This window comes from Streptomyces sp., from assembly GCF_035644915.1.
Lineage (GTDB): Bacteria > Actinomycetota > Actinomycetes > Streptomycetales > Streptomycetaceae > Streptomyces.
Genome location: NZ_DASQNP010000123.1, coordinates 18,631 through 38,511, shown reverse-complemented (window position 1 = coordinate 38,511; position 19,881 = coordinate 18,631). Strand labels below are relative to the sequence as shown.

Here is a 19,881-nt window from a genome sequence, read left to right as displayed (position 1 = left end):
GAGGGCTTGCCCCCGGCTTTTCCGGCGCGAACCATGTCCGGGAATAATCGCGTCCCGACACCGGGTGAGGAAATATGAATCCAGCACCGATCGAAGTGCCCAGTTCGCCGGCGCAGGAGGCATTGTGGTGGATGCACCACCGCGCTGCCCGGAAGGACGTCTACAACCTGACCTGGCGCATGCGGGTGGCCGGGCTCGACGCCGGCGTGCTGCGGCGCGCCTGGCAGTTGGTGACCGATCGGCACGAGGCGCTGCGGACGTCGTTCTCCCGCCGCGACGACGCGGTCGTCCAGGTGGTCCGTCCGGTGGTGGAGGCCGAGCTGGCCGAGGTGGGCTGGGACGCCGCTCCGGCGTCCCCGGACGCGGCGGGGCTGCCGGACGCCCTGGCCCGGCAGTGGCACGCGCGCCCGTTCGAGCTGGATGCCGCGCCGCTGGCCCGCGCCGCCCTGGTCACCGTGGCGGAGCGGCAGGAGCTGCTGCTCACCGTGCACCACACGGTGCTCGACGGCTGGGCGCTGCACCTGGTCGCCGAGGACCTGGAGACGGCCTACCGCGCCGTACGGGAACGGGGTCCGCAGGTCACCGGCGACGAGGTGTTCGAGGGGCCGGCGGTCTCGCACCGTGCCTTCGCCGGGCGCGCCCGCAGGCCGCTCGGGGCCGCGGAGCGCGCCTTCTGGCCGGACCGGCTGGCCGGTACGCGCCTGGCCGCGCTGGCCCCGGACCGGCCCGGCGGGCCCGGCGCCGGCGACCGCGGCGAGGTGCTCAGGCGCCGCCAGTCGCCGGAGGCGACCGCCGCGGTGGCCGCCGCCGCCCGGCGGGCGGGCAGTACGGCGTTCGCCGTGCAACTGGCGGCGCTGCGCTCGGTGCTGGCGCTCGGCGGAGCGCGCGGCCGGACCGCGCTGGGCGTGATGATGGCCAACCGGTCCACCCTGGAGGACCAGCGTGCGGTGGGCTACTGCGGCAACGTCGTGCTGCTGGCCGACGAGGTCTCGCCCGCGGACGACTTCGACGCGGTGGTGGGCCGGGCCCGCGACGGGCTGTGGGAGAGCCTGCCGTACCAGCACGTCCCCTTCGCCGACGCGGTGGCGGGCCTGTCCGCCGCGGACCGGGCGGCGATGGGCTCCGGGCCCGAGATAGTGATCACCTACCACGGCTCGATCGGCTCCGGCCTGAGCCTGGGCGGACAGCCCGCGCGGCTGCTGCCCAGCCCGAGCACCAGCGCCCGGTGCCAGTTGTTGATCAGCCTGTTCGAGGACGGCGCGGGCACGGTGGTCGAGGTCGAGTACGACACCCGGCGGCTGACCCGGAACGCCGTCGAGACCCTGCTGGGCGACCTGGACCGGGTGCTGACCGCGGCGGCCGGGGACGGCGGCGCCCTCGGCGGGCTGACCGTGGCGTCACGCGCCGCCGGGCCCGCCGCGGCGGCGGTCGCGGACGGGCGGACGGCCGAGCCCGCGGCGACGGCGGCGGACGAGGGGATGCTGGAGGTCTGGCGCGAGATCCTGGGCGTGGAGGTGGGTCCGGAGGACGACTTCTTCGAGCTCGGCGGCCACTCCCTGCAGGTGCTCTCGCTCATCGCCACGGTGGAGGAGCGGACCGGGAGCCGGATCGACGTGGCCGACTGGCTGGACCGGCCGACCCCCGCACGGCTGGCGCGGCTGGTCGCCGGCCGGGCCCCGGCGGACACCGTCGCCGCGACCGCCGCCCCGGTCGGGGAGGCCGTCCCCGCCGGGGACGCCGCCGCGTCGGACGCGGAGTCCGCCGGCGGGCTGCGGTGGCTCAGCACCGGCAGCCCCGGCGGACCGCACCTGCACCTGGTGCACGGCGCCGGTGTGGGGCGGCTGCCCTACCGCGCCCTGGTCGAGGCCCTGCCGCCGCACTGGCGGGTCTCGGTCAGCGAGGACGACGGCTCCGGCGAGGCCGACCTGGCCGCGATGGCCGACCGGTACGGCCGCGCCCTGCTGGCCGGGGCCGGGCTGCCCGACGTGCTCGGCGGCTGGTCCATGGGAGGGCTCCTGGCCCACGCCATGGCGGTACGGCTGCGGCGCGCGGGGCACCGGCCGCCGCCGCTGCTGCTGCTCGACGCGCCGCCGCCGGACCACGGGTACGACTACGCCTCCACCGACTTCGGCTTCTTCGCCGAGGCCGTGCTGCGGGGAGTGGGCGCGCACCCGCTGTGCCCGGACGTGCTGCGGACCGGCACGTCGGCGCGGGCCGGCATCGAGGCGCTCACCGCGCTGCTGCGCACCGCCGGGCACGACGCCCGGTCCGACACCCTGGCCGCGCACTGGGAGCTGCACCGCCGGCACCACACGGCCATGGCCGGGTACCGGGGCGAGGCACCCGTCGACGTCCCGGCGCTGGTCGTGGCCGCCGACCTGCCGGCCGGGCTGGTGCGGCGGTGGGGCGCCTGGTGCACGGGCGGGCTGTCGGTGGAACGGGTGGACGCCGACCACTACGCGATGCTGCAGGGCCGCCACGCCCGTCGCACGGCCGAACTCGCGGTCGGCCTGCTGCCGGTCGTGACCGGTTCAGCCGGTCCGGTCGGTTCGGCCGGCTGAACCGGCCGGACCGGTCCCGGCCCGGCGGGCGGTGTGCCGCCGGGCCTTGGCCCGGTTGCCGCACACCTGCATGGAGCACCAGCGGCGGCTGTGGTTGCGGGAGGTGTCCCAGAAGACCTCGCCGCACCGCCGCTCCGCGCACCGCTTCAGCCGCCGTATCCGCCCGGTCAGCACCAGTTCGGCCCAGGCGACGGCCAGCCGCGCCATGGCCGAGGACACGGCGGGGAGGTCCGGTGCCGGGACGAGGACGGCGGGCGCCCGTCCCCCGTCCGGCGGTGCGGCCGGTGCGGAGAGGGTGACCAGGAGCGGCAGCCGGGCCAGCACGGCGTCGGCCAGCGCCAGCCGGTGCGGCGACGCGGGCGTCCCGCCGTCGTCCAGGGCCTCGCGCATGCCGGTGCGCAGGTCCAGGCAGGCCTGGAGGTCGTCCTCCGTGACGTCGGGCGCCCGCTCGGCGAGGCCCGCGTCGACCAGCCAGCGGGCGAGCCCGGCGGGAGTGGCCAGTTCGTCCCGCCCGCTCTCCAGGTCGACGGTGTTGGCGAAGTCCGCGATCAGCTCGACCGCCGCAGACGGTCCGGTCATACGCCCTCCTCGGTTCGATCGGCGCACCAGTCGATATTCGGTCACTAACCAGTCACTTCGCCTACCAGGTTAGCAATCCTCTTTCTGCGGGCCCAGCAGGTCAGTACTATGCTGACCACCAAAATGGCTTAGGGAGTTACTCGATGGAGAACACCGCCGTCGGCCCGGCCTCCGCGGCCTCGCCGAAGACACCGCCGACACCCCCACCGGGCCACCCGCTGGACGCCGTGAGCGCGCGGAACACCACCGTGCTGGTGCTGTTCACCTCCCTCACCAACCTCGCGGACGGCGTCACCAAGGTCGCGCTGCCGCTGCTGGCCACCCAGCTCACCCAGTCCCCCGCCCAGGTCTCGGGCGTCGGGCTGACCCTCACGCTGCCGTGGCTGCTGACCGCGCTCCACGTCGGCGTGCTGGTCGACCGCTTCGACCGGCGCCGGCTGCTGTGGGTCGCCAACCTCGTCCGGCTGGCGGCCATCGCGGCACTCCTGGCCACCACCATCACCGGTACGACCAGCCTCCCGGTCCTGTACCTGGGCGGTCTCGCGCTGGGGGTCGCCGAGGTCATCGCGCTGACCTCCGCCGCCGCCCTGGTGCCGACGGCGGTCGCGCCCGGGGGGCTGGAGCGGGCCAACGCCTGGGTGGCCGGCGCCGAGACGGTCTGCAACGAGTTCTGCGGCCCCTTCGTCGGCGGCATCCTGGTGGCGGCGGGCGCGAGCGTCGCGCTGGGCACCACCGGCGCGGCGTACGTGGCCGGCATGGTGGTGCTGGCCCTGCTGGTCGGCCGGTTCGCGCCCCGCCCCGACGGCGACGGGCCCACCGGCACGGTGAACCAGCGGATCGCCGAGGGGCTGCGCTTCCTGTGGCACCAGCGGCTGCTGCGGATGATGGCGCTCGCCCTGACCGTGCTGTGCGCCTGCTGGGGCGCCTGGCTCGCCCTGATGCCGCTGGTGGCGACCTCCCTGATGGGGCTGGACGCGCGGCAGTACGGCATGCTGCTCAGCGCCCTCGGGGCCGGCGGCCTGGTGGGCGCGCTGACCGTGAGCCTGATCAACCGGCTCCTCGGCCGGCGCTGGGCCATGTTCGCCGACCTGCTGGGCACCGCCGCCATGGTGGCCGCGCCGGTGCTCACCACCAATCTGTGGCTGGTGGCGGCGGGCGCCTTCGTCGGCGGCATGGGCGGCGTGCTGTGGACGGTGAACTCGCGGACCATCAGCCAGCGCCTGGTGGCGACCGAGCTGATGGGCCGCTACAACGCCGCCGCGCGCCTGTTCAGCTGGGGCGCGATGCCGCTGGGGGCCGGACTGGTGGGCGTGCTCGCCGAGTGGTTCGGGCTGCGGGCGGCGTTCGCCGTCTTCGCCGTGGCCACCCTCCTGGTGATCGTTCCGTTCCTGCGCGTCGTGACGCCCGGAGCGCTGGAGGAGGCGACGGCGCGTCCGGCCCCGGACTGACCCCGGCGGCCCGACGGCGGGGTGGGAGCGCGCCTCCGGCGCGTCCCCACCCTTTTCGCCTTTTCACGGAACCGTCTATCGGCCCATGCGGCACCGCTATGAAGCGGTCCGTGAGTCCCCGGCCGATCCGACACCGGAGCGAATAGCATGAAACGAATTCGCGAACCCGGTGTCCACGAGACGGAGGAAGCCGCATGTCCTTGATGGCCCCCACCCTGATGGAAACGGAACGCTTCCGCGCCTATGGACCACGGCACATCGACGAAATCGCCAGGCGCTACGGACTGTCCGACGAAATCCGGGACACGGTGCGGCTCGTCTCGCAGGTACTTCCTTTCCGGGTCAACGAATACGTCCTTTCCAGCCTCGTCGACTGGGACAACATTCCGGACGACCCCATATTCCAGATGGTGTTCCCGCAGCGCGGAATGCTCCGGGCCGCGGACGAACGCCGGCTGGCCCCCCTCGTCGGCGACCGGGCGGCCAGGTCCGACCTCCGGGCCGAGGTGCGGCGCATCCGCGCCGGCCTCAACCCCCACCCCTCCGGCCAGAAGCAGCTCAACGTGCCCACCCAGGGGGGCGAGGAGATCCCCGGGCTGCAGCACAAGTACCGGGAGACCGTGCTGTACTTCCCCGGGCAGGGCCAGACCTGCCACTCGTACTGCACCTACTGCTTCCGGTGGGCGCAGTTCGTCGGCGACGCGGACCTCCGCTTCGCGGCCCCCGCCCCGGACCGGCTCGTCGACTACCTCGGCGAACACCCCGAGGTGCACGACGTGCTGGTCACCGGCGGCGACCCGATGGTGATGTCCACCGAGCGGCTCCGCGGCCACCTGGAACCGCTGCTCGGCGTCGAGACGGTGCGCACCATCCGCATCGGCACCAAGTCGGTGGCCTACTGGCCCCAGCGGTTCGTCGGCGACCAGGACGCCGACGAGGTCCTGAGGCTGTTCGAGCGGATCGTGGCGTCGGGCCGCACCCTCGCGGTCATGGCGCACTTCACACACCCCCGGGAACTGGAGACCGACCTCGCCCGCCGCGCCGTCGCCCGCATCCGCGCCACCGGCGCGGTGGTCTACTGCCAGGCCCCGCTGATCGGCCGCGTCAACGACGACGCCCGGACCTGGGCCGAGTTGTGGCGCGCGGAGCTGGCCGCGGGAGCCGTGCCCTACTACATGTTCGTGGAGCGCGACACCGGCCCGTACGACTACTTCAAGGTGCCGCTGGCGAAGGCGTCGGAGATCTTCCGCGCGGCCTACCGCGAACTGCCGGGACTGGCCCGCACGGTGCGCGGCCCGGTGATGTCCGCCACCCCGGGGAAGGTCGTCGTCGACGGGGTCGAGGAGACCGTCCACGGCCGCTTCTTCCACCTGCGGATGCTGCAGGCCCGGAACCCCTCGCTGGTCGGCCGGCCGTTCCGGGCCCGCTACTCGGTCACCGCCGCCTGGCTCGACGAACTGGAACTCGCCCCGGACACCCCGGCGGACATCGCGGCGGCGGTGCACGGCACGCCCCGCCCGGAACTGACCCGGACCGGCTCGACCGGGCACCAGCGGTAGGGAGGAGACCGCCGTGGCCGACTGGAACCTCTCCCCGAACCTGGCCCTCAACCAGCGCGTCGCGGAACGCCGCGCCAGGGGCGAGGACATCGTGCACCTGGGATTCGGCGAGGCCCGCCTGCCCGCCTTCGGTCCGCTCGTCGAGCGGCTGGCCGCCGGCGCGGGACGCAACGCCTACGGCCCCATCGCGGGCGGCGCCGACGTCCGCGAGGCCGTCGCCGGCTACTTCGCCCGGCGCCGGCTGCCCACCCACCCGGACCAGGTGGTGGTGGCGCCGGGCAGCAAGCCGCTCCTGATGGCGGTGAACCACGCGGTCCCCGGCGACGTCCTGCTGCCGCGGCCCTGCTGGAACACCTACGCCCCGCAGGCCGTGCTGGCCGGGAAGCGCGCCTTCGGCGTGCCGATCCCCGAGGAGTGCGGGGGCGTGCCCGAGCCCGCCGCGCTGCGCGAGACGCTGCTGGCCGCCCGCCGGCAGGGGCACGACCCGCGCGTCGTGGTGCTCACGCTGCCCGACAACCCGACCGGCACCCTCGCCCCGCCCCGGCTCGTCAGGGAGATCTGCGCGCTGGCGGAGGAGGAGGACCTGCTCATCGTCTCCGACGAGATCTACCGCGACATCGTGCACGATCCGGCCACGCCGGTGCTCAGCCCGGCCGAGGTCGCCCCCCGCCGCACGGTGGTGACCAGCGGCCTGTCCAAGACCCTGGCCCTCGGCGGCTGGCGCATCGGAGTGGCCCGCTTCCCGGAGGGGCCGTGGGGCGACCGGATCCGCACCGCCGTCCTGTCCGTCGCCAGTGAGGTCTGGTCCACGCTGGCCGGGCCGATGCAGGAGGTCGCGGCCTACGCGTTCGGCGAGCCGCCGGAGATCCGCGAGCGGCTGGCGGCCAGCCGCCGCCTGCACGGGGCGGTGGCGCGGGACGTGCACCGGATCGTGGTCGGGGCCGGAGCCTCCTGCCGTCCCCCCACGGGCGGTTTCTACGTCTACCCGGACTTCGAGCCGTGCCGGCCCCGCCTGGAGGCCGTCGGCGCCCGGGACTCCGACTCCCTGCAGCGGCACCTGCTCGACGCGTTCGGCGTCATGGTGCTGGCCGGGCACCACCTCGGGGACGACGAGCGGGCGCTGCGCTTCAAGGCCGCGACGAGCATGCTCTACGGGGACACCGCCGAGCAGCAGGAGGAGGCGCTGGCCGCCGCCGATCCGCTGCGGGTCCCGCACGTCGGCGCCGTGCTCGGCCGACTGGAGGAGACGTTCGCCAAGCTGACCGCCCGGGCGGGTTGACCCGGCCGGGCGGTCCACCGGCGGCCGGAGCCGGAACCGGCCGGAAGGGGTCACCGGCGTCCGGCGCCGGGTAGGACTCGCCTGTGCTCCACCCCTCACGGCACCACTCGGTCCACCACGTCCCGCAGGGACGGAAAGGATGCGCAGTGAACGATCCGAAGCCCACCGAGGCCCCGGGCCTCCGGCTCCCCCGCCGCACCGTCCTGGCCGGCACCGCCGCCGCGGCCGCGGGCGCACTCGCCGCCGCGGCTCCCGTTCCGGCGGCCGCCGGGACCGGCGGGGCCGGCCGCCTGCGGCTGCGCGAGGGCACCACGTTCGGTGCGCGCCTGTCCCCGGACGGCCGCCACATCGCGATGGACCTGCTGGGAGTGCTGTGGGTGATGCCCGCCTCGGGCGGCCCGGCCCGGCGGCTGACCGGCGACCTGTTCGACATCGCGCAACCCGACTGGTCCCCCGACGGCTCCCGGCTGGTCTTCCAGTCCTACCGCGACGGGGTCTTCCACCTGTGGACGATCAGACCGGACGGGAGCGGGCTGCGGCGGCTGACCACGGGCGGCTTCGACCACCGGGAGCCGCGCTGGTCGCCCGACGGCCGGACGATCCTGTTCTCCGGCGACCGGTCCGGGTCCTACGCCGTCCACGCGTACGACGTCGCCACCGGGCGGATCTCGCCCCTGGCCGACACCGCGGAGGAGGAGTACGAGCCCGCGTGGTCGCCGGACGGCACCCGGGTGGCCTTCGTGGTGGCGAACACCCGGATCGACGTGGTCGACCGCCGCACCGGCGAGCGCGACACCCGGGTCACGGTGCCCGAGGGCCAGGTGATCCACCAGGTGGAGTGGACCCCGGACGGCACCGGACTGGTCCACCACCTCGAACACGACGGCCGGTGCGACCTGATGCTCTCGGGCACCCCCCTGGTGGAGGGCGAGGACGCGTTCCCCTTCCGGGTGTCGTGGATCGACCGGGAGCGCTTCCTGTACACGGCGGACGGCGGGATCCGCGTCCGCTCCCTCGACGGCCGCCTGCGGAAGACCGTCGGCTTCTCCGCCGCCGTGACCGCCAGACCCCCGCGGTACACCCGGCGCCGGCGGGACTTCGAGAGCACGCGCCCCCGCCCGGTGCGCGGCATCGGCAGCCCGGTGCTCTCCCCCGACGGCCGGCGCGTCGCCTTCCGCGCCCTGAACGACCTGTACGTGATGGAGATCGGGCGCGTCCCCCGGCCCCTCACCCGGGACCACTGGTGGAAGTGCGATCCGGCCTGGTCGCCCGACGGCACGCGGCTGGCCTACTGCACCGACCGGAGCGGCACGCTCAACATCTGGCTCAGGGAGCTCTCCTCCGGACGCGAGAGGCAGCTCACCCACTTCGAGGACAGGGCGGCGGTCTCCGCGGCGTGGTCGCCCGACGGCCGGGAGATCGCCTTCCTGGACCAGGACGGCGCGGTCTGGGTGGCGGACGTCGCGGGCGGCGGCGTCCGCCAGGTCTTCACCGCGACGTTCGAGCCCGGCAGGCCGAGCTGGTCACCGGACGGGAGGACCATCGCCCTGGCCGCGCTGAAGCCGTACTCGGCGCGGTTCCGCGAGGGTGTCAGCCAGATCCTGCTGATCGACCGCCGCACCGGGCGGGGCCGGTACGTCGAGGCCGTGCCCGGCGGCTCGATCCAGACGCGCGGGGACGACGGGCCGGTGTGGTCCCCCGACGGGACCCGCATGGCGTTCGTCGCCGCCAGCGTGCTCCACGTCGTGGACGTCGACGAGGACGGAACGCCCACCGGAGCGCCGCGGCGGATCACCGACGAGGTGACCGACGCCCCGTCCTGGAGCGGGGACTCCCGGGAGCTGCTGTACCTCAACAACGGCCGCCTGCGCCTGGTGCCGGCCGGCGGCGGACGCCCCCGGACCGTCGCCGTACCGCTGACGTGGACCGCCGTCAGGCCGCCGGCGCGCACGGTGGTCCGTGCCGGACGGATGTGGGACGGCGTCCGCGCGGAACTCCGCCACGACGTGGACATCGTCATCGAGGGGCACCGGATCGCGGCCGTCGAACCGCGGCGGGAGGGCCGCGACGGCAGGCTCGTCGACGCCGGCGACCGCCTGGTGATGCCGGGTCTGATCGACATGCACAACCACCGGGAGATGCAGGGGTACGCGTACGGCGACCGGCAGGGGCGGCTCTGGCTGTCCCTGGGCGTGACGACCACGCGCTCCCCGGGCAGCCCCGCCTACCACATGGTGGAGGAGCGCGAGGCCACCCGGTCCGGCGCCAGGATCGGACCCCGCTACTTCGGCACGGGCGAGGCCATCGACGGTCCGAGGATCTACTACAACTTCATGCGCCCCACCTTCAGCGGCGCGCAACTGGAGATGGAGCTGGAGCGGGCGGAGCGCCTGGAGTACGACCTCCTCAAGTGCTACGTCCGCCTGCCGGTGGCGTGGCACCGGCGGGTCACGGCCTTCGCCCACGGCATCGGCGTCCCGGTCACCTCCCACTACCACTACCCGGCCGCGGCGTTCGGCGCGGACGGCATGGAGCACATGGGCGCGACCACCCGCTTCGGCTACCGCCGCACCGTCACCCCCCTGGGCACCGCCTACTCCGACGTCACCGACCTGTTCGTGGCGTCGGGGATGGCGCGTACGCCGACGCTGTTCGGGTCGCAGGCGCTGTACCGGGAGGACACCTCCCTGGTCGAGGACGAGCGCGTGCGGACGCTCAACCCCGCGTGGCGCATGGCCGCCCTGCGGAGCACCGCCGAGACCGCGCGCGACACCGACCAGACCCTGCAGCGGGCGAACCTCCGGGCCCAGGTCCGGCAGGTCCTGGAGATCTTCCGGCAGGGCGGCCGGATCGTCCTGGGCACCGACGCCCCCATCGACCACACGGCCGTCAGCCTGCACATGAACCTGCGGGGGATGGTCGAGTACGGCTTCACCCCCTACGAGGCGCTGCTGACCGCCACCAGCCGGGCCGGGGACGCCCTCGGGGAGGACCTGGGCCGGATCGCGCCCGGGGCGTACGCCGACCTCGCGATCGTCGACGGCGATCCGCTGGCCGACATCAGGGCCGCCGCCAACGTCGAACGGGTGCTGGTCTCGGGCGTCGAACACAGCGTGGAGTCCCTGCTGCGGCCCTTCGCCGAGGCGGCGGCGAGCGGTGCGAAGGCCCGCGACAGCGCCGTGCTGCCACCCCTTCCCGAGCACCCGGACAACGCCGCGTTCTGGTGGCACGGCCACGCCTACGTCCGGAAGGCGCGCCACGCCTGCTGCGGCGCGTAGCGGCACCGGAAACGGCACACCGGATACCCGTGCCCGCCCGTGCCCGCCCGTGCCCGCCGCGTCCGGCGGACACGGGCGGGCGCCGTGGTCCGGGAGGTCACCGACGGGCGGCCGGAGCGTTCACACCCTTCTCCGCCCGGCGAACCGGTTGAGCAGCCATGCGGTGCCGTTCAGCCCCCAGACCAGAAGTGCCAGGGCGGCGACGGGTGCGGCCACCAGGCCGATGACAAGGACGAAGGTTTCCAGCACGGTGCCTCCCGGTTCGGTCGACGGCGGTACGCGGCGAAGGACCGCGTGCTGTTCTCGACCGATGCCCCGTTTGGCGGCGGACAGTCCTGGTGACATGCGGGGCCGTCGTCATCCGGACGCCCACCAGCGCGAAGGGGCTGCTGAGGAGGATGTCGGTCTCCAGGACCGCGGTGCCCGCCCCGGGGCAGCGGTGCGGGCCGCCGCCCAAGGACAGCGCCGCGGCCGGGGAGGACGGACAACGGATGGGGCCCACCGCCTGCGGGTCCGTGCCGACCTCGTCGCCGGAACGCCTCCCGTGTGCCGGAACCGAAGTCCCCCGGCAGCCAGGGGACTTGCCCGTCACGGCTTCCCGGCGGGAGCGTCCGGGCGCCGGCGCGCCCGCGGGGCACTCGCCGTCCGCACCCCGCCCGCTCGCGCGGACACGGGAGGGCGCCTCCGGTCCCCGGCCCGGGACGGGAGGACGAGGGGAGGGTCAGGCGGCCGTGTGTCCGTAGTCCTCCGGATAGGGAACGCGCAGCTTGTTCCAGGAGGTCACGCCGGGAGTGCCGTCCGCGTCCGCGCCCCGGTACCCCAGCTTGCGCTGCCACGTGGCGTACGACTCGGTGTGCTCCGCCGTCCAGTAGGGCGGTGGATCCTCCGTGTAGGCGGAGCAGCCTTCCTCCATCAGCCGGTGGCCCATCACGCTGACGACGGGGCTGTTCGCCTTCCTGAACCAGGAGGCGCCGGGGAAGGGCACGTAGTCCGGCTCGTCCTTCGAGACGATGAGGCGCTGCCCGACCCTGATCCTGTTCACATCGGGGATGTGGTTCCAGAGCTGGAGCTGCTTGATCGTGACGCCGAATCGCCGGGCGATCGCCGTGAGGGTGTCGCCCTCCTCCACGACATAGAATTTCGCGCTTTTCGTCTCCATATCAACAGGGTAATACTCATATTCCGTTCCGACGCGTGCCGTACGGCATGATGCACTGTTTGAAATGTGTACTACGCAGCGGTTTCGGTGATCTCCCGCGGCGGGGCGCCGGAACGGCGACGACGGTGAACGAGGTGCTCCGCCGCGTGAACTCCGGCCCGCCGGACGTGCGGACACCCCCTGGCGGCGGCCGGGACGGAAACGGCCGCCGTCCGCACGGAATGACCTGGATCGCCGGCGGAATTCCAAAATTCATAACCGGTTCTATGGGTTCTCCGCGCAGGCCATAAATTCCACTGACTCGCTCACGGCTCCGCCCCGGCGGCCGCGATGGCGACACCCGAGGGCAGGGGCCGAGCCGCCCGGAGCGGGCGCCGTTCCGGAGCGGCACGGCGCCCGGGCGCGCTCAGCCGGGCCGGACGGCGGTCCTGTCCGGTGCGTACGCCGCCCAGTCCACGATCTGCACCGCCGCACCGGCCGCCTCCAGCCCCCGGCAGTGCGCGTGGTGCCTGCGGGCGATGCCGTCCAGGTCGAGGTGGCGGCCGAAGGCGGGGCGGGCGGCCAGCCGCCGCGCGTAGGCCCACAGGTGCGGACGGTCGGCGACGTGGTGCACCGCGGCGGCGTCCAGGTGCCAGCGGTGCACGGTGTCGAGCTGCACCAGGGTCACCCACAACCGCACGTCGGCGGCGGTCGGTTCGTCGCCCAGGACGTACTCGTGGCGGGTGAGCCGCCTCTCCAGCGAGTCCAGGGCGCGGAGCAGGACGCCGAGGGCCGTGTCGCGGGCCGTGTCGTCGGTGTCGGGCTGCCCGGCGCGCTGCGCGGCCTCGTTGACGCCCTGCTCGCAGAGGCGCTCGACGGCCTCGATCTCCGCCTCGGCGCCCGGGGGGTACAGCTCGGGGCCGTCGCCGCCGAACCGCCGTGTCAGGTCGCGCAGGATGTCGGGGGCGTGCGTGCTGACGATCCGCCCCGTCCAGTCGTCGCTGAGCACCGGCGCCGTGGCCGCTCCGGGGTACCGGTGCGCGCTGGCCTCGTACAGCGGGCGCAGCGCGCCGTGCCCGCCGCCGGGTTCGTCGGGCACGGCGGGCAGGAGGGTCAGGGGGAGGACGTCGTCGAGGCCGAGCAGGCTGTGCGTGACGGCGATCAGCAGACAGTGCGGGCAGGACAGCGACAGGTGGAGGCGGTAGCGGCGCGGCACGGCGTAGTGGCCGCTGCGCGCGTCACAGCCGATCCTGCCCCGGAAGGACGGCGGGGCGGCCGGGGATGTGGTGGACATGTGTCTCCCTGGGTCCGGACCTGGTTCGTGGGGTGCGAGGGTCGGGGATGGGCGCGCGACGGCGTCGGCACATGCCCGGCGCGCGACGTGGACGCGGTGTCGGCGGGGGTGGCGCCTCAGTGGAGGGGACTCGCCGCGCTGCAGGTGCGCAGCAGGTCGATGTGGCGACGGGAGGTCAGAAGGGGCGACGGCCGGCCCGCGCGGACCGCTCGACCGTCACCCGGCTCCCGATGCCCCATCTTTTCCTACCTGTTCACTAGGATTCCTGCTCTGGAGTGTCGGGTGCCTTCCGGACTCCGTCAAGGGCGCGTTCCCGCATTCCGCCGGGCGTCTCACATGCCGGGAGGGGGGAGGCGGCACGGCGCGCCGCCTCCCCCCTCCCGGTCCGGGCCTACGGCTCCCGCCGCAGAGTGGTGGGGCTTCCCGGCGCGCCACCGGGGCGGCCGCACCGGCCGCCCCACCGGACCGCGGGAGGCGGGAGACACCTCTTCCATAACCAGGTGTTCTGATCGCTAGAAGATCCATCTCTTGGACTTCTAATCGGTGACCGACCAGGCTGGAAGCACGGGAACCGAGACGAGGAGGAGTCCGTGCCGGACTACGAGAAGTACGAGAAGGCCATGCGGCCCGAGGACATCACCCGCCTGTTCGTCGAGCGGTCCAACGCCGGTGACGCGGCCGGGGTCGCCGCGCTCTACGAGGAGGAGGCGGTGCTGGCCTACCCGCCCGGCGAACGGACCGTGGGCCGGGAGGCGATCCGCGCGCTGTGGGAGAAGGTGCTGGCCGACCGCCCGCACTTCGAGCCGGAGGAGCCGCTGCCCACGCTGGTCAGCGGTGACATCGCCCTCACCTCGACCCCGCCGAGGGACGGGGCCGGTGCCCGCGCGCAGGTCGTCCGCCGCCAGCCCGACGGGAGCTGGCTGCGCCTGCTCGACCAGCCCGAGTTCGTCCCGCCCGCCCGTTGAACACCCACGCCCTGCGGAGCTCCCGCCTCCCGCGCCGGACGGAGGGCCGGTACGGGAGGCGGGAGGCCGCCGGGCGACGGCTCCCGCGACCGCAGACACCCCTCGTGGTCGTCGCCCCGCCGACCCGGCGGCGGACCGGGGTGGGGCTCCGGCGGGCCGGGGTCAGTCTTCGAGACGGTGCCTGATCGCCTCGGCGTGGTCGGCGAGACTGCCGAGCGGGCTGTGGAGGACGCCGGAGAGGTGGTCCATCCAGCTGACGATGCTCCGCAGGTGGTCATTGACCTGGTCGACGCTCTCGACGAGGGCGAGGGCGGCGTAGACCTGGGCCGCGGCCATGTCGCCGGGATCGCCGGTCCTGGCGGCCCGGTCGGCGTGCGCGGCGGCGCGCTGAGCGTAGCTGGCTTCCATGGGTTTCCCCTTGCGTGGTGCTGTCGGTGCGGGGATGACGGTGGGGGTCGCGGGGGGCGCTGGACAAGGGCGCGTTTCGGCCATGTCCGTTCCGGTGTCCGGGAACCGGCGCCCACGCCGGGTTACGGGGCAGGGGCCGGGGCGCACGGGTTCCCTCCGGCACGAGACCCGTCACAGCCGCGCACGGGAGCCCGTTCGCGGTCCGTGCCGCGGGGTCCTCCGCCCGGACGGCGGTGGGCCGGCATCCTCTTGGCGATGCTCCGCGACGGCACTTCCCACGAACCGCAACCGGTCAGGTCAGGCTGAGCCGCCGAGGGTCCGCCTCGCTTCGGTCCACAGCCGCTCGAACTCCTCCGCACAGATCTCGGCTGCCCGAGGCTGGTCCTGCCGGCCGTCCACGGGGCCTTCGGCGAGAACGCCGTACTGCCGTTCACAGCGGCCCATCGCAGCGAGACCGGCACGGTCACGCACGTGCACGACCTCCGCCGGGGAAGCCGCCGTCACCGGCTGCGAGTCCTCTCCCCGGACCTCGGCCTGACGCGCTGCCCGGCCCTCGTCACCGGCCTCGAAGTACAGCCACAGGTCTTCGTCCTCGCAGTAGGTGCGGAACCAAGTCCTCACGCCGTCATCCTGACCCACGACCTCGACCAGACGCATGGGGGCATCCCCCGCCTGCCCGGCAGGCGGTACGTCCGGATCGTGGATACGGCCTTGGGCAGCGATCGGCCGTGTGCCAGAATCTCCGTCAGGTCACGAGCGACAGCCCATCAGGCCCCGGCCGGCTGTCCGGCAACCCTCCGTCCGTGGCGGGGTGCCCCGGGTGAAGACCGGGCCGTACGGCACGGATGCCGCGCGGCAAGCGCGGACCCCTCGCAGCAGTCCAGGGGTCCTGGTCCGAGGGGAACACACCATGATGAAGCGAATGCGCTAGAGGCCCGGAGCCTCCTTCCGCCGACCGCCGGACCGGTTCGCGTCCGGCTCCCACGGACGTGACGTCCGCACCACCGGCCCGCGCGGGCCGGGCGGCGGCTGCCGCGCGCCCGTGGGCTCCTGCCCGCCGTCCCGCACGTCCCGTCTCCGTGCGGGTTCCGCCGTCCGTACACCTCCCCCCGGTGTACGCCACCTTCCGGGAGCAGCACCACATGACAGCCCAGCCCGTCCTCGACGCCCCCGTCCCCCGGCCCACTGCCGTCACCGCTCCGCTGCCGGTCCTGGGGCGGGATGTGGAGGTGCCCCTGGTGACCGGTGAGAAGGTGCCCTACGCGGCCCTGGACTACGCCGCCAGCGCCCCGGCCCTGCAGCGGGTGTGGGACGACGTCGCCGCGTACCTCCCCTGCTACGCCAGCGTGCACCGCGGCGCCGGCTACCTCTCGCAGTTGTCCACCGACCTGTACGAGGAGAGCCGGCGGACCGTCGCCGGCTTCCTCGATCTGCCCGAGGACCACCAGGTGGTGTTCACCCGGGGCACCACCGACTCCCTGAACCTGCTGGCCGCCGCGCTCCCGGCGGGCACCCGGGTGTTCGTCTTCGCCACCGAGCACCACGCCTCGCTGCTGCCCTGGCGCCGTGCCGGACTGCGTCCGGTCTACCTGCCCGCTCCCCGTTCCCCGCGCCAGGCCGTGGCCGCACTGGAGGAGGCGCTGGCCACCGCGCCGCAGGGGCCCGGCCTGCTGTGCGTCACCGGCGCCTCCAACGTCACCGGGGAGCTCTGGCCGGTCGCCGAGCTGACCGGGGTCGCCCACCGCCACGGCGTCCGCGTGGTGCTGGACGCCGCCCAACTGGCCCCGCACCGCCGGGTGTCGGTGCGGGAGCTGGGCGTGGACTGGGTGGCCCTGTCCGGGCACAAGCTCTACGCCCCGTTCGGTGCCGGAGTGCTGGCGGGCCGCGCCGACTGGCTGGACGCCGCCGAGCCGTACCTGGCCGGCGGGGGCGCCAGCCGCACGGTGGACCACCGGGACGCGGGCACGGTGGCGGTGGAGTGGCACCGCGGCCCGGCGCGGCACGAGGCGGGCTCGCCCAACGTCGTCGGGTCCTACGCGCTGGCCTCCGCCTGCCGGGCCCTGTCCGACGCGGGGCCGGACGCCCTGGCAGCCCGCGAGGAGGTGCTGCTCGGCCGGCTGCGGGCCGGCCTCGCGGAGGTGCCCGGGGTGCGGGTGCTCAGCCTGTTCGGCGAGGACCACCCCAGGGTCGGCGTGCTCTCCTTCGTGGTGGAGGGCTGGAACAGCTCCCACTTCTCCGCCGCGCTCTCCGCCGAGCACGGCATCGGCGTCCGCGACGGCCTGTTCTGCGCCCATCCGCTGGTGCGGAGCCTGCTGGGCGACGCCGGGGACGCGCCGGCGCGGTGCGGCGCGCCCGAGCCGTCCCCGCCGGGCGAGCGGAGCCTGAACGCCGTGCGGGTCAGCTTCGGCGCCGGCACGCCCGAGGAGCACATCGAGCGCTTCCTGTCCGCCGTGCGCAGCCTGGTCGGTGACGGCCCCCGCTGGAACTACCGCACCGAGGGCGGCCGTTGCGTGCCCGACGGCCGCCGCTGACGGCGCCACCGCGGGGCCGCCGGGGCGGGGCGTTCGCACCGGGCCTTTCACCGCGCCTTTTACCGCGCCCGCCGGGGCGGGTAGCGCTAGGGGACACCCCTCACCGCGACGAGGGTGCCGCCGGGCACGGGGAGCGGAGCCGCACCGTGCTCCCCGTACCGGCGCGGACGCCCTCCCGACGTCCCCGAAAGGCACAGACGTGAAACGCCGGACCCTGCTCACCGCCACGGCCGCCACCGCGACCGCGTTCGCCGCCACCGGGCCCACCGCACGGGCGGCGGCACCGACCGCTCGCGGCCGGGTCCGCGAGAACCTCGCGATGCCCAGTTCCGTCCTGGGCACGGACGTGCTCTACTCCCTCTACCTCCCGCCCGGCTCCACCGACGACGGCCGCCACGACGGCGAGCGGGCGCTCCCGGTGCTGTACCTGCACCACGGCAGCGGGGACGACAACACCGCCTGGCTGCGCAAGGGCGACGCCGGGGCGATCCTGGACGAGGCCATCGCCCGCCGCGACGTCCCCCCGATCGCGGTGGTCATGCCCGACGCCCGGCGCGACATGACCCGGCCCCCCGGCGGCCAGTACCTGACCTACCACATGAACGACGCGGACGGCTCCCACCGCTACGCGGACATGTTCACCGAGGAGTTCGTCCCCTTCGTCGAAGATCTCCACCGCGTCGGCGGCGCGCCCGGCCGCCGGTGCGTCGGCGGGCTGTCCATGGGCGGCTTCGGCAGCCTGTCCTACGCGCTGCGCCATCCGGACACGTTCGCGGCGGCCTTCGCCCTGAGCGCGGGCTTCCGCACCGACGAGCAGGTCGTCGCCCTCGACATGGACGGGTACAACCGCCGCTACGGCCGCGCCTGGGGCGAGAACCTGGAAGGCGAGGCGCGGCTCAACGACCTCTACCGATCCTGGAACCTGCTGGACGCCATCGCCTGCACGCCCGCCGACGTCCTCTCCCGCACCGCCTGGTTCCTGGACTGCGGCGCCTACGACGGCCTCTTCGAGGGCAATGCCGCACTCCACATCGCCCTGACCCGCAAGGGCGTTCCGCACCGCTTCATGTCCCGCGAGGGCGGCCACGACTGGGCCTACTGGACCTCCGGCCTGCCCGCGGCGCTCGCGTTCCTGGCCGACCACCTCGACTGACCCTCGACCGACCCTCGACCGACACGCTCTTCCCCGCCGGCCCGGCGACGGACCCGGGACCGGGCCGGCGGGGCGGGCGCCCGGGCTCAGCGCAGCAGCAGTTGCAGTCCGCCGACGGTCGTCGCCGCGATCACCAGCCGGTCGAAGAGCCGCTGGTCGATCCGGGCGGCGACCGCCCGGCCGGCGAACGCCCCGGCCACCACCAGGGCGGCCAGCATCGCGTCCAGCCGCAGCGAGTCGGCGCCGATCAGGCCGAGGCCGACCATGAACGGCACCTTGAAGGCGTTGACGACCAGGAAGAACCAGGCGGAGGTGCCAAGGAAGCCGAGCTTCCGGAAGCCGGCGGAGAGCAGGTAGAGCGACATGACCGGGCCGCCCGCGTTGGCGACCATGGTCGTGAAGCCGCCCAGCACCCCGTACGACTGCGCGGCGTACCGTCCGGCCCGCGCCCCGGGTGCCTCTCCCGGCCCGTCGCCGCCGGCGGCCCGGCGCCGCCACAGCGTCACGGCGACCATCAGCAGCAGGATCGCCCCGATCGACCGCCGTACCACCGTGTCGTCGGCCCACGCCATGAACACCGTGCCGGCCACGATCCCGGCGACCACCGCGGGGAACATGCGCAGCAGCGTCGGCCAGTGCGCGTGCCGCCGGTAGGTGAGCACGGCGATCACGTCTCCCACCAGCAGCAGGGGCAGCAGCACGCCGGTGGACTCCCGTGCCGGGAGCACCGCCGCGAAGACCGCGAGGCTGACCGTGTTGGCCCCGCTGACCGCCGTCTTGGAGAAACCGACGAGCGCCGCGGCCGCCGCCAGCGCCGCGAAGCCCCAGATGCTGATGTCCATACCGGGCATCGATGCTATGCCCGGCCGGACCGGTCACCGCACCCGCCCGGGCGGCGCGGTGCGCCTCAGGGCGCCAGGACGTCCAACTCCTGGAGGGCGCCCACCGTGATCTCGCGGGTCAGCTCCTCGGCGCGGGCGGCGTCACCCTCCCGTACCGCCTCCGCGACCTGCACGTGGAGGGTGACGGCGGCCGGATCGGGGTCCTCGAACATGACCCGGTGGTGGGTGCGGCCGGCCAGCACCTCGGCGACGAGGTCGCCCAGGTGGGCGAACATCTCGTTCCCCGAGGCGTTCAGGATGATCCGGTGGAAGGCGATGTCGTGCACCAGGTACCCCTCCAACTGGTGGCCGCGCGAGGTGGCGACCATGCCGAGGGCGCACTCGGTCAGTTCCGCGCACTGCTGCGGGGTGGCGTTGCGCGCGGCCAGTCCCGCGGCGACGGGCTCGACCGCCGAGCGCAGCACGGTCAGGGAGCGCAGTTGGCGGGAGCGGTCGGCGCCGGCCAGGCGCCACCGGATGACCTGCGGGTCGTAGACGTTCCACTCCGCGGTGGGACGCACGGTCACGCCCACCCGGCGGCGGGACTCCACGAGGTGCATCGATTCCAGTACGCGGACCACCTCGCGCATCACCGGGCGCGACACCTCGAGCCTCTCGGCCAGTTCGTCGGTGCGCAGCACACTGCCGGGCGGGTACTCGCCGGCCGTGATGGCGAGCCCGAGGGTGTCCAGTACACGGGCGTGCAGCCCCCGGGCCTCTTCGGTCATGACCTTCAGCCTACGCAGCGGCCGCCCGAACAAAAAGTCATATCAATGTGCTCCGCGGTCTTGAATTCATCTGACCTTT

General features: G+C 74.3%; 16 protein-coding genes and 1 riboswitch. Of the genes, 8 read left to right on the top strand and 8 right to left on the bottom strand.

What is annotated here, in order from left to right; translation table 11 throughout:
- Positions 1–74: 74 nt before the first annotated feature.
- Positions 75–2,561 (top strand): condensation domain-containing protein, encoded by a 2,487-nt coding sequence (locus VE546_RS14130; RefSeq protein ID WP_324922183.1) that lies wholly within the window; start codon positions 75–77, stop codon positions 2,559–2,561.
- On the opposite strand, the gene VE546_RS14125 is transcribed toward VE546_RS14130, so the two are convergent.
- A complete protein-coding gene (locus VE546_RS14125; RefSeq protein ID WP_324922182.1) occupies positions 2,532–3,140 on the bottom strand; it encodes a CGNR zinc finger domain-containing protein in 609 nt (202 codons plus the stop codon). The genes VE546_RS14130 and VE546_RS14125 overlap by 30 nt on opposite strands.
- Before the next feature lie 143 nt (positions 3,141–3,283).
- Here VE546_RS14125 and VE546_RS14120 point away from each other — a divergent pair, with 143 nt between their 5' ends.
- The 4 genes from VE546_RS14120 to VE546_RS14105 all read left to right on the top strand — a co-directional run bounded on the left by VE546_RS14120 (position 3,284) and on the right by VE546_RS14105 (position 10,704).
- Positions 3,284–4,588, top strand: a complete 1,305-nt coding sequence (locus tag VE546_RS14120) for an MFS transporter (protein WP_324922181.1) — start codon at positions 3,284–3,286, stop codon at positions 4,586–4,588.
- Positions 4,589–4,782: 194 nt separating this feature from the next.
- Positions 4,783–6,147, top strand: a complete 1,365-nt coding sequence (locus VE546_RS14115) for a lysine 2,3-aminomutase (RefSeq protein WP_324922179.1) — start codon at positions 4,783–4,785, stop codon at positions 6,145–6,147.
- Positions 6,148–6,160: 13 nt separating this feature from the next.
- The gene (locus VE546_RS14110) at positions 6,161–7,426 is read left to right on the top strand and encodes a pyridoxal phosphate-dependent aminotransferase (RefSeq protein ID WP_324922178.1); all 1,266 of its coding nucleotides are present in this window, start codon (positions 6,161–6,163) and stop codon (positions 7,424–7,426) included.
- A 146-nt stretch (positions 7,427–7,572) separates the two neighbouring features.
- Complete coding sequence (locus tag VE546_RS14105) at positions 7,573–10,704, top strand: DPP IV N-terminal domain-containing protein (protein WP_324922176.1); 3,132 nt, start codon at positions 7,573–7,575, stop codon at positions 10,702–10,704.
- A 120-nt stretch (positions 10,705–10,824) separates the two neighbouring features.
- Here the strand turns inward: VE546_RS14105 and VE546_RS14100 are convergent, their stop codons facing one another.
- The 3 genes from VE546_RS14100 to VE546_RS14090 form a co-directional block, all read right to left on the bottom strand.
- On the bottom strand, positions 10,825–10,953 hold the full coding sequence (locus VE546_RS14100) for a hypothetical protein (RefSeq protein ID WP_324922174.1): 129 nt from the start codon (positions 10,951–10,953) through the stop codon (positions 10,825–10,827).
- Between the two features lie 472 nt (positions 10,954–11,425).
- On the bottom strand, positions 11,426–11,863 hold the full coding sequence (locus VE546_RS14095; protein WP_324922173.1) for a peptidoglycan-binding protein: 438 nt from the start codon (positions 11,861–11,863) through the stop codon (positions 11,426–11,428).
- Between the two features lie 406 nt (positions 11,864–12,269).
- A complete protein-coding gene (locus VE546_RS14090; RefSeq protein ID WP_324922171.1) occupies positions 12,270–13,136 on the bottom strand; it encodes a glutathione S-transferase C-terminal domain-containing protein in 867 nt (288 codons plus the stop codon).
- A gap of 620 nt (positions 13,137–13,756) precedes the next feature.
- Between VE546_RS14090 and VE546_RS14085 the strand changes: the two genes are divergently transcribed.
- Positions 13,757–14,101, top strand: coding sequence for a YybH family protein (locus VE546_RS14085; RefSeq protein ID WP_324922252.1), 345 nt, complete (start codon positions 13,757–13,759; stop codon positions 14,099–14,101).
- Between the two features lie 162 nt (positions 14,102–14,263).
- Here the strand turns inward: VE546_RS14085 and VE546_RS14080 are convergent, their stop codons facing one another.
- Both VE546_RS14080 and VE546_RS14075 read right to left on the bottom strand, forming a co-directional pair.
- A complete protein-coding gene (locus VE546_RS14080) occupies positions 14,264–14,509 on the bottom strand; it encodes a hypothetical protein (protein ID WP_324922169.1) in 246 nt (81 codons plus the stop codon).
- Between the two features lie 297 nt (positions 14,510–14,806).
- Positions 14,807–15,166 (bottom strand): hypothetical protein, encoded by a 360-nt coding sequence (locus tag VE546_RS14075; protein WP_324922167.1) that lies wholly within the window; start codon positions 15,164–15,166, stop codon positions 14,807–14,809.
- Between the two features lie 91 nt (positions 15,167–15,257).
- A riboswitch (SAM riboswitch) is annotated at positions 15,258–15,377 on the top strand.
- Positions 15,378–15,651: 274 nt separating this feature from the next.
- On the opposite strand from VE546_RS14075, the gene VE546_RS14070 reads away from it, so the two are divergent.
- Both VE546_RS14070 and VE546_RS14065 read left to right on the top strand, forming a co-directional pair.
- The gene (locus VE546_RS14070; RefSeq protein ID WP_324922166.1) at positions 15,652–17,040 is read left to right on the top strand and encodes an aminotransferase class V-fold PLP-dependent enzyme; all 1,389 of its coding nucleotides are present in this window, start codon (positions 15,652–15,654) and stop codon (positions 17,038–17,040) included.
- 199 nt (positions 17,041–17,239) lie between these two features.
- Positions 17,240–18,193: an alpha/beta hydrolase gene (locus VE546_RS14065; RefSeq protein WP_324922164.1), complete on the top strand. Its 954-nt coding sequence runs from the start codon at positions 17,240–17,242 to the stop codon at positions 18,191–18,193.
- An 86-nt stretch (positions 18,194–18,279) separates the two neighbouring features.
- Here the strand turns inward: VE546_RS14065 and VE546_RS14060 are convergent, their stop codons facing one another.
- Entirely contained in the window at positions 18,280–19,035 is a 756-nt protein-coding gene (locus tag VE546_RS14060) for a sulfite exporter TauE/SafE family protein (RefSeq protein WP_324922162.1), read from the bottom strand.
- A gap of 65 nt (positions 19,036–19,100) precedes the next feature.
- A complete protein-coding gene (locus VE546_RS14055) occupies positions 19,101–19,802 on the bottom strand; it encodes a FadR/GntR family transcriptional regulator (protein WP_324922160.1) in 702 nt (233 codons plus the stop codon).
- Between the last annotated feature and the right edge of the window lie 79 nt (positions 19,803–19,881).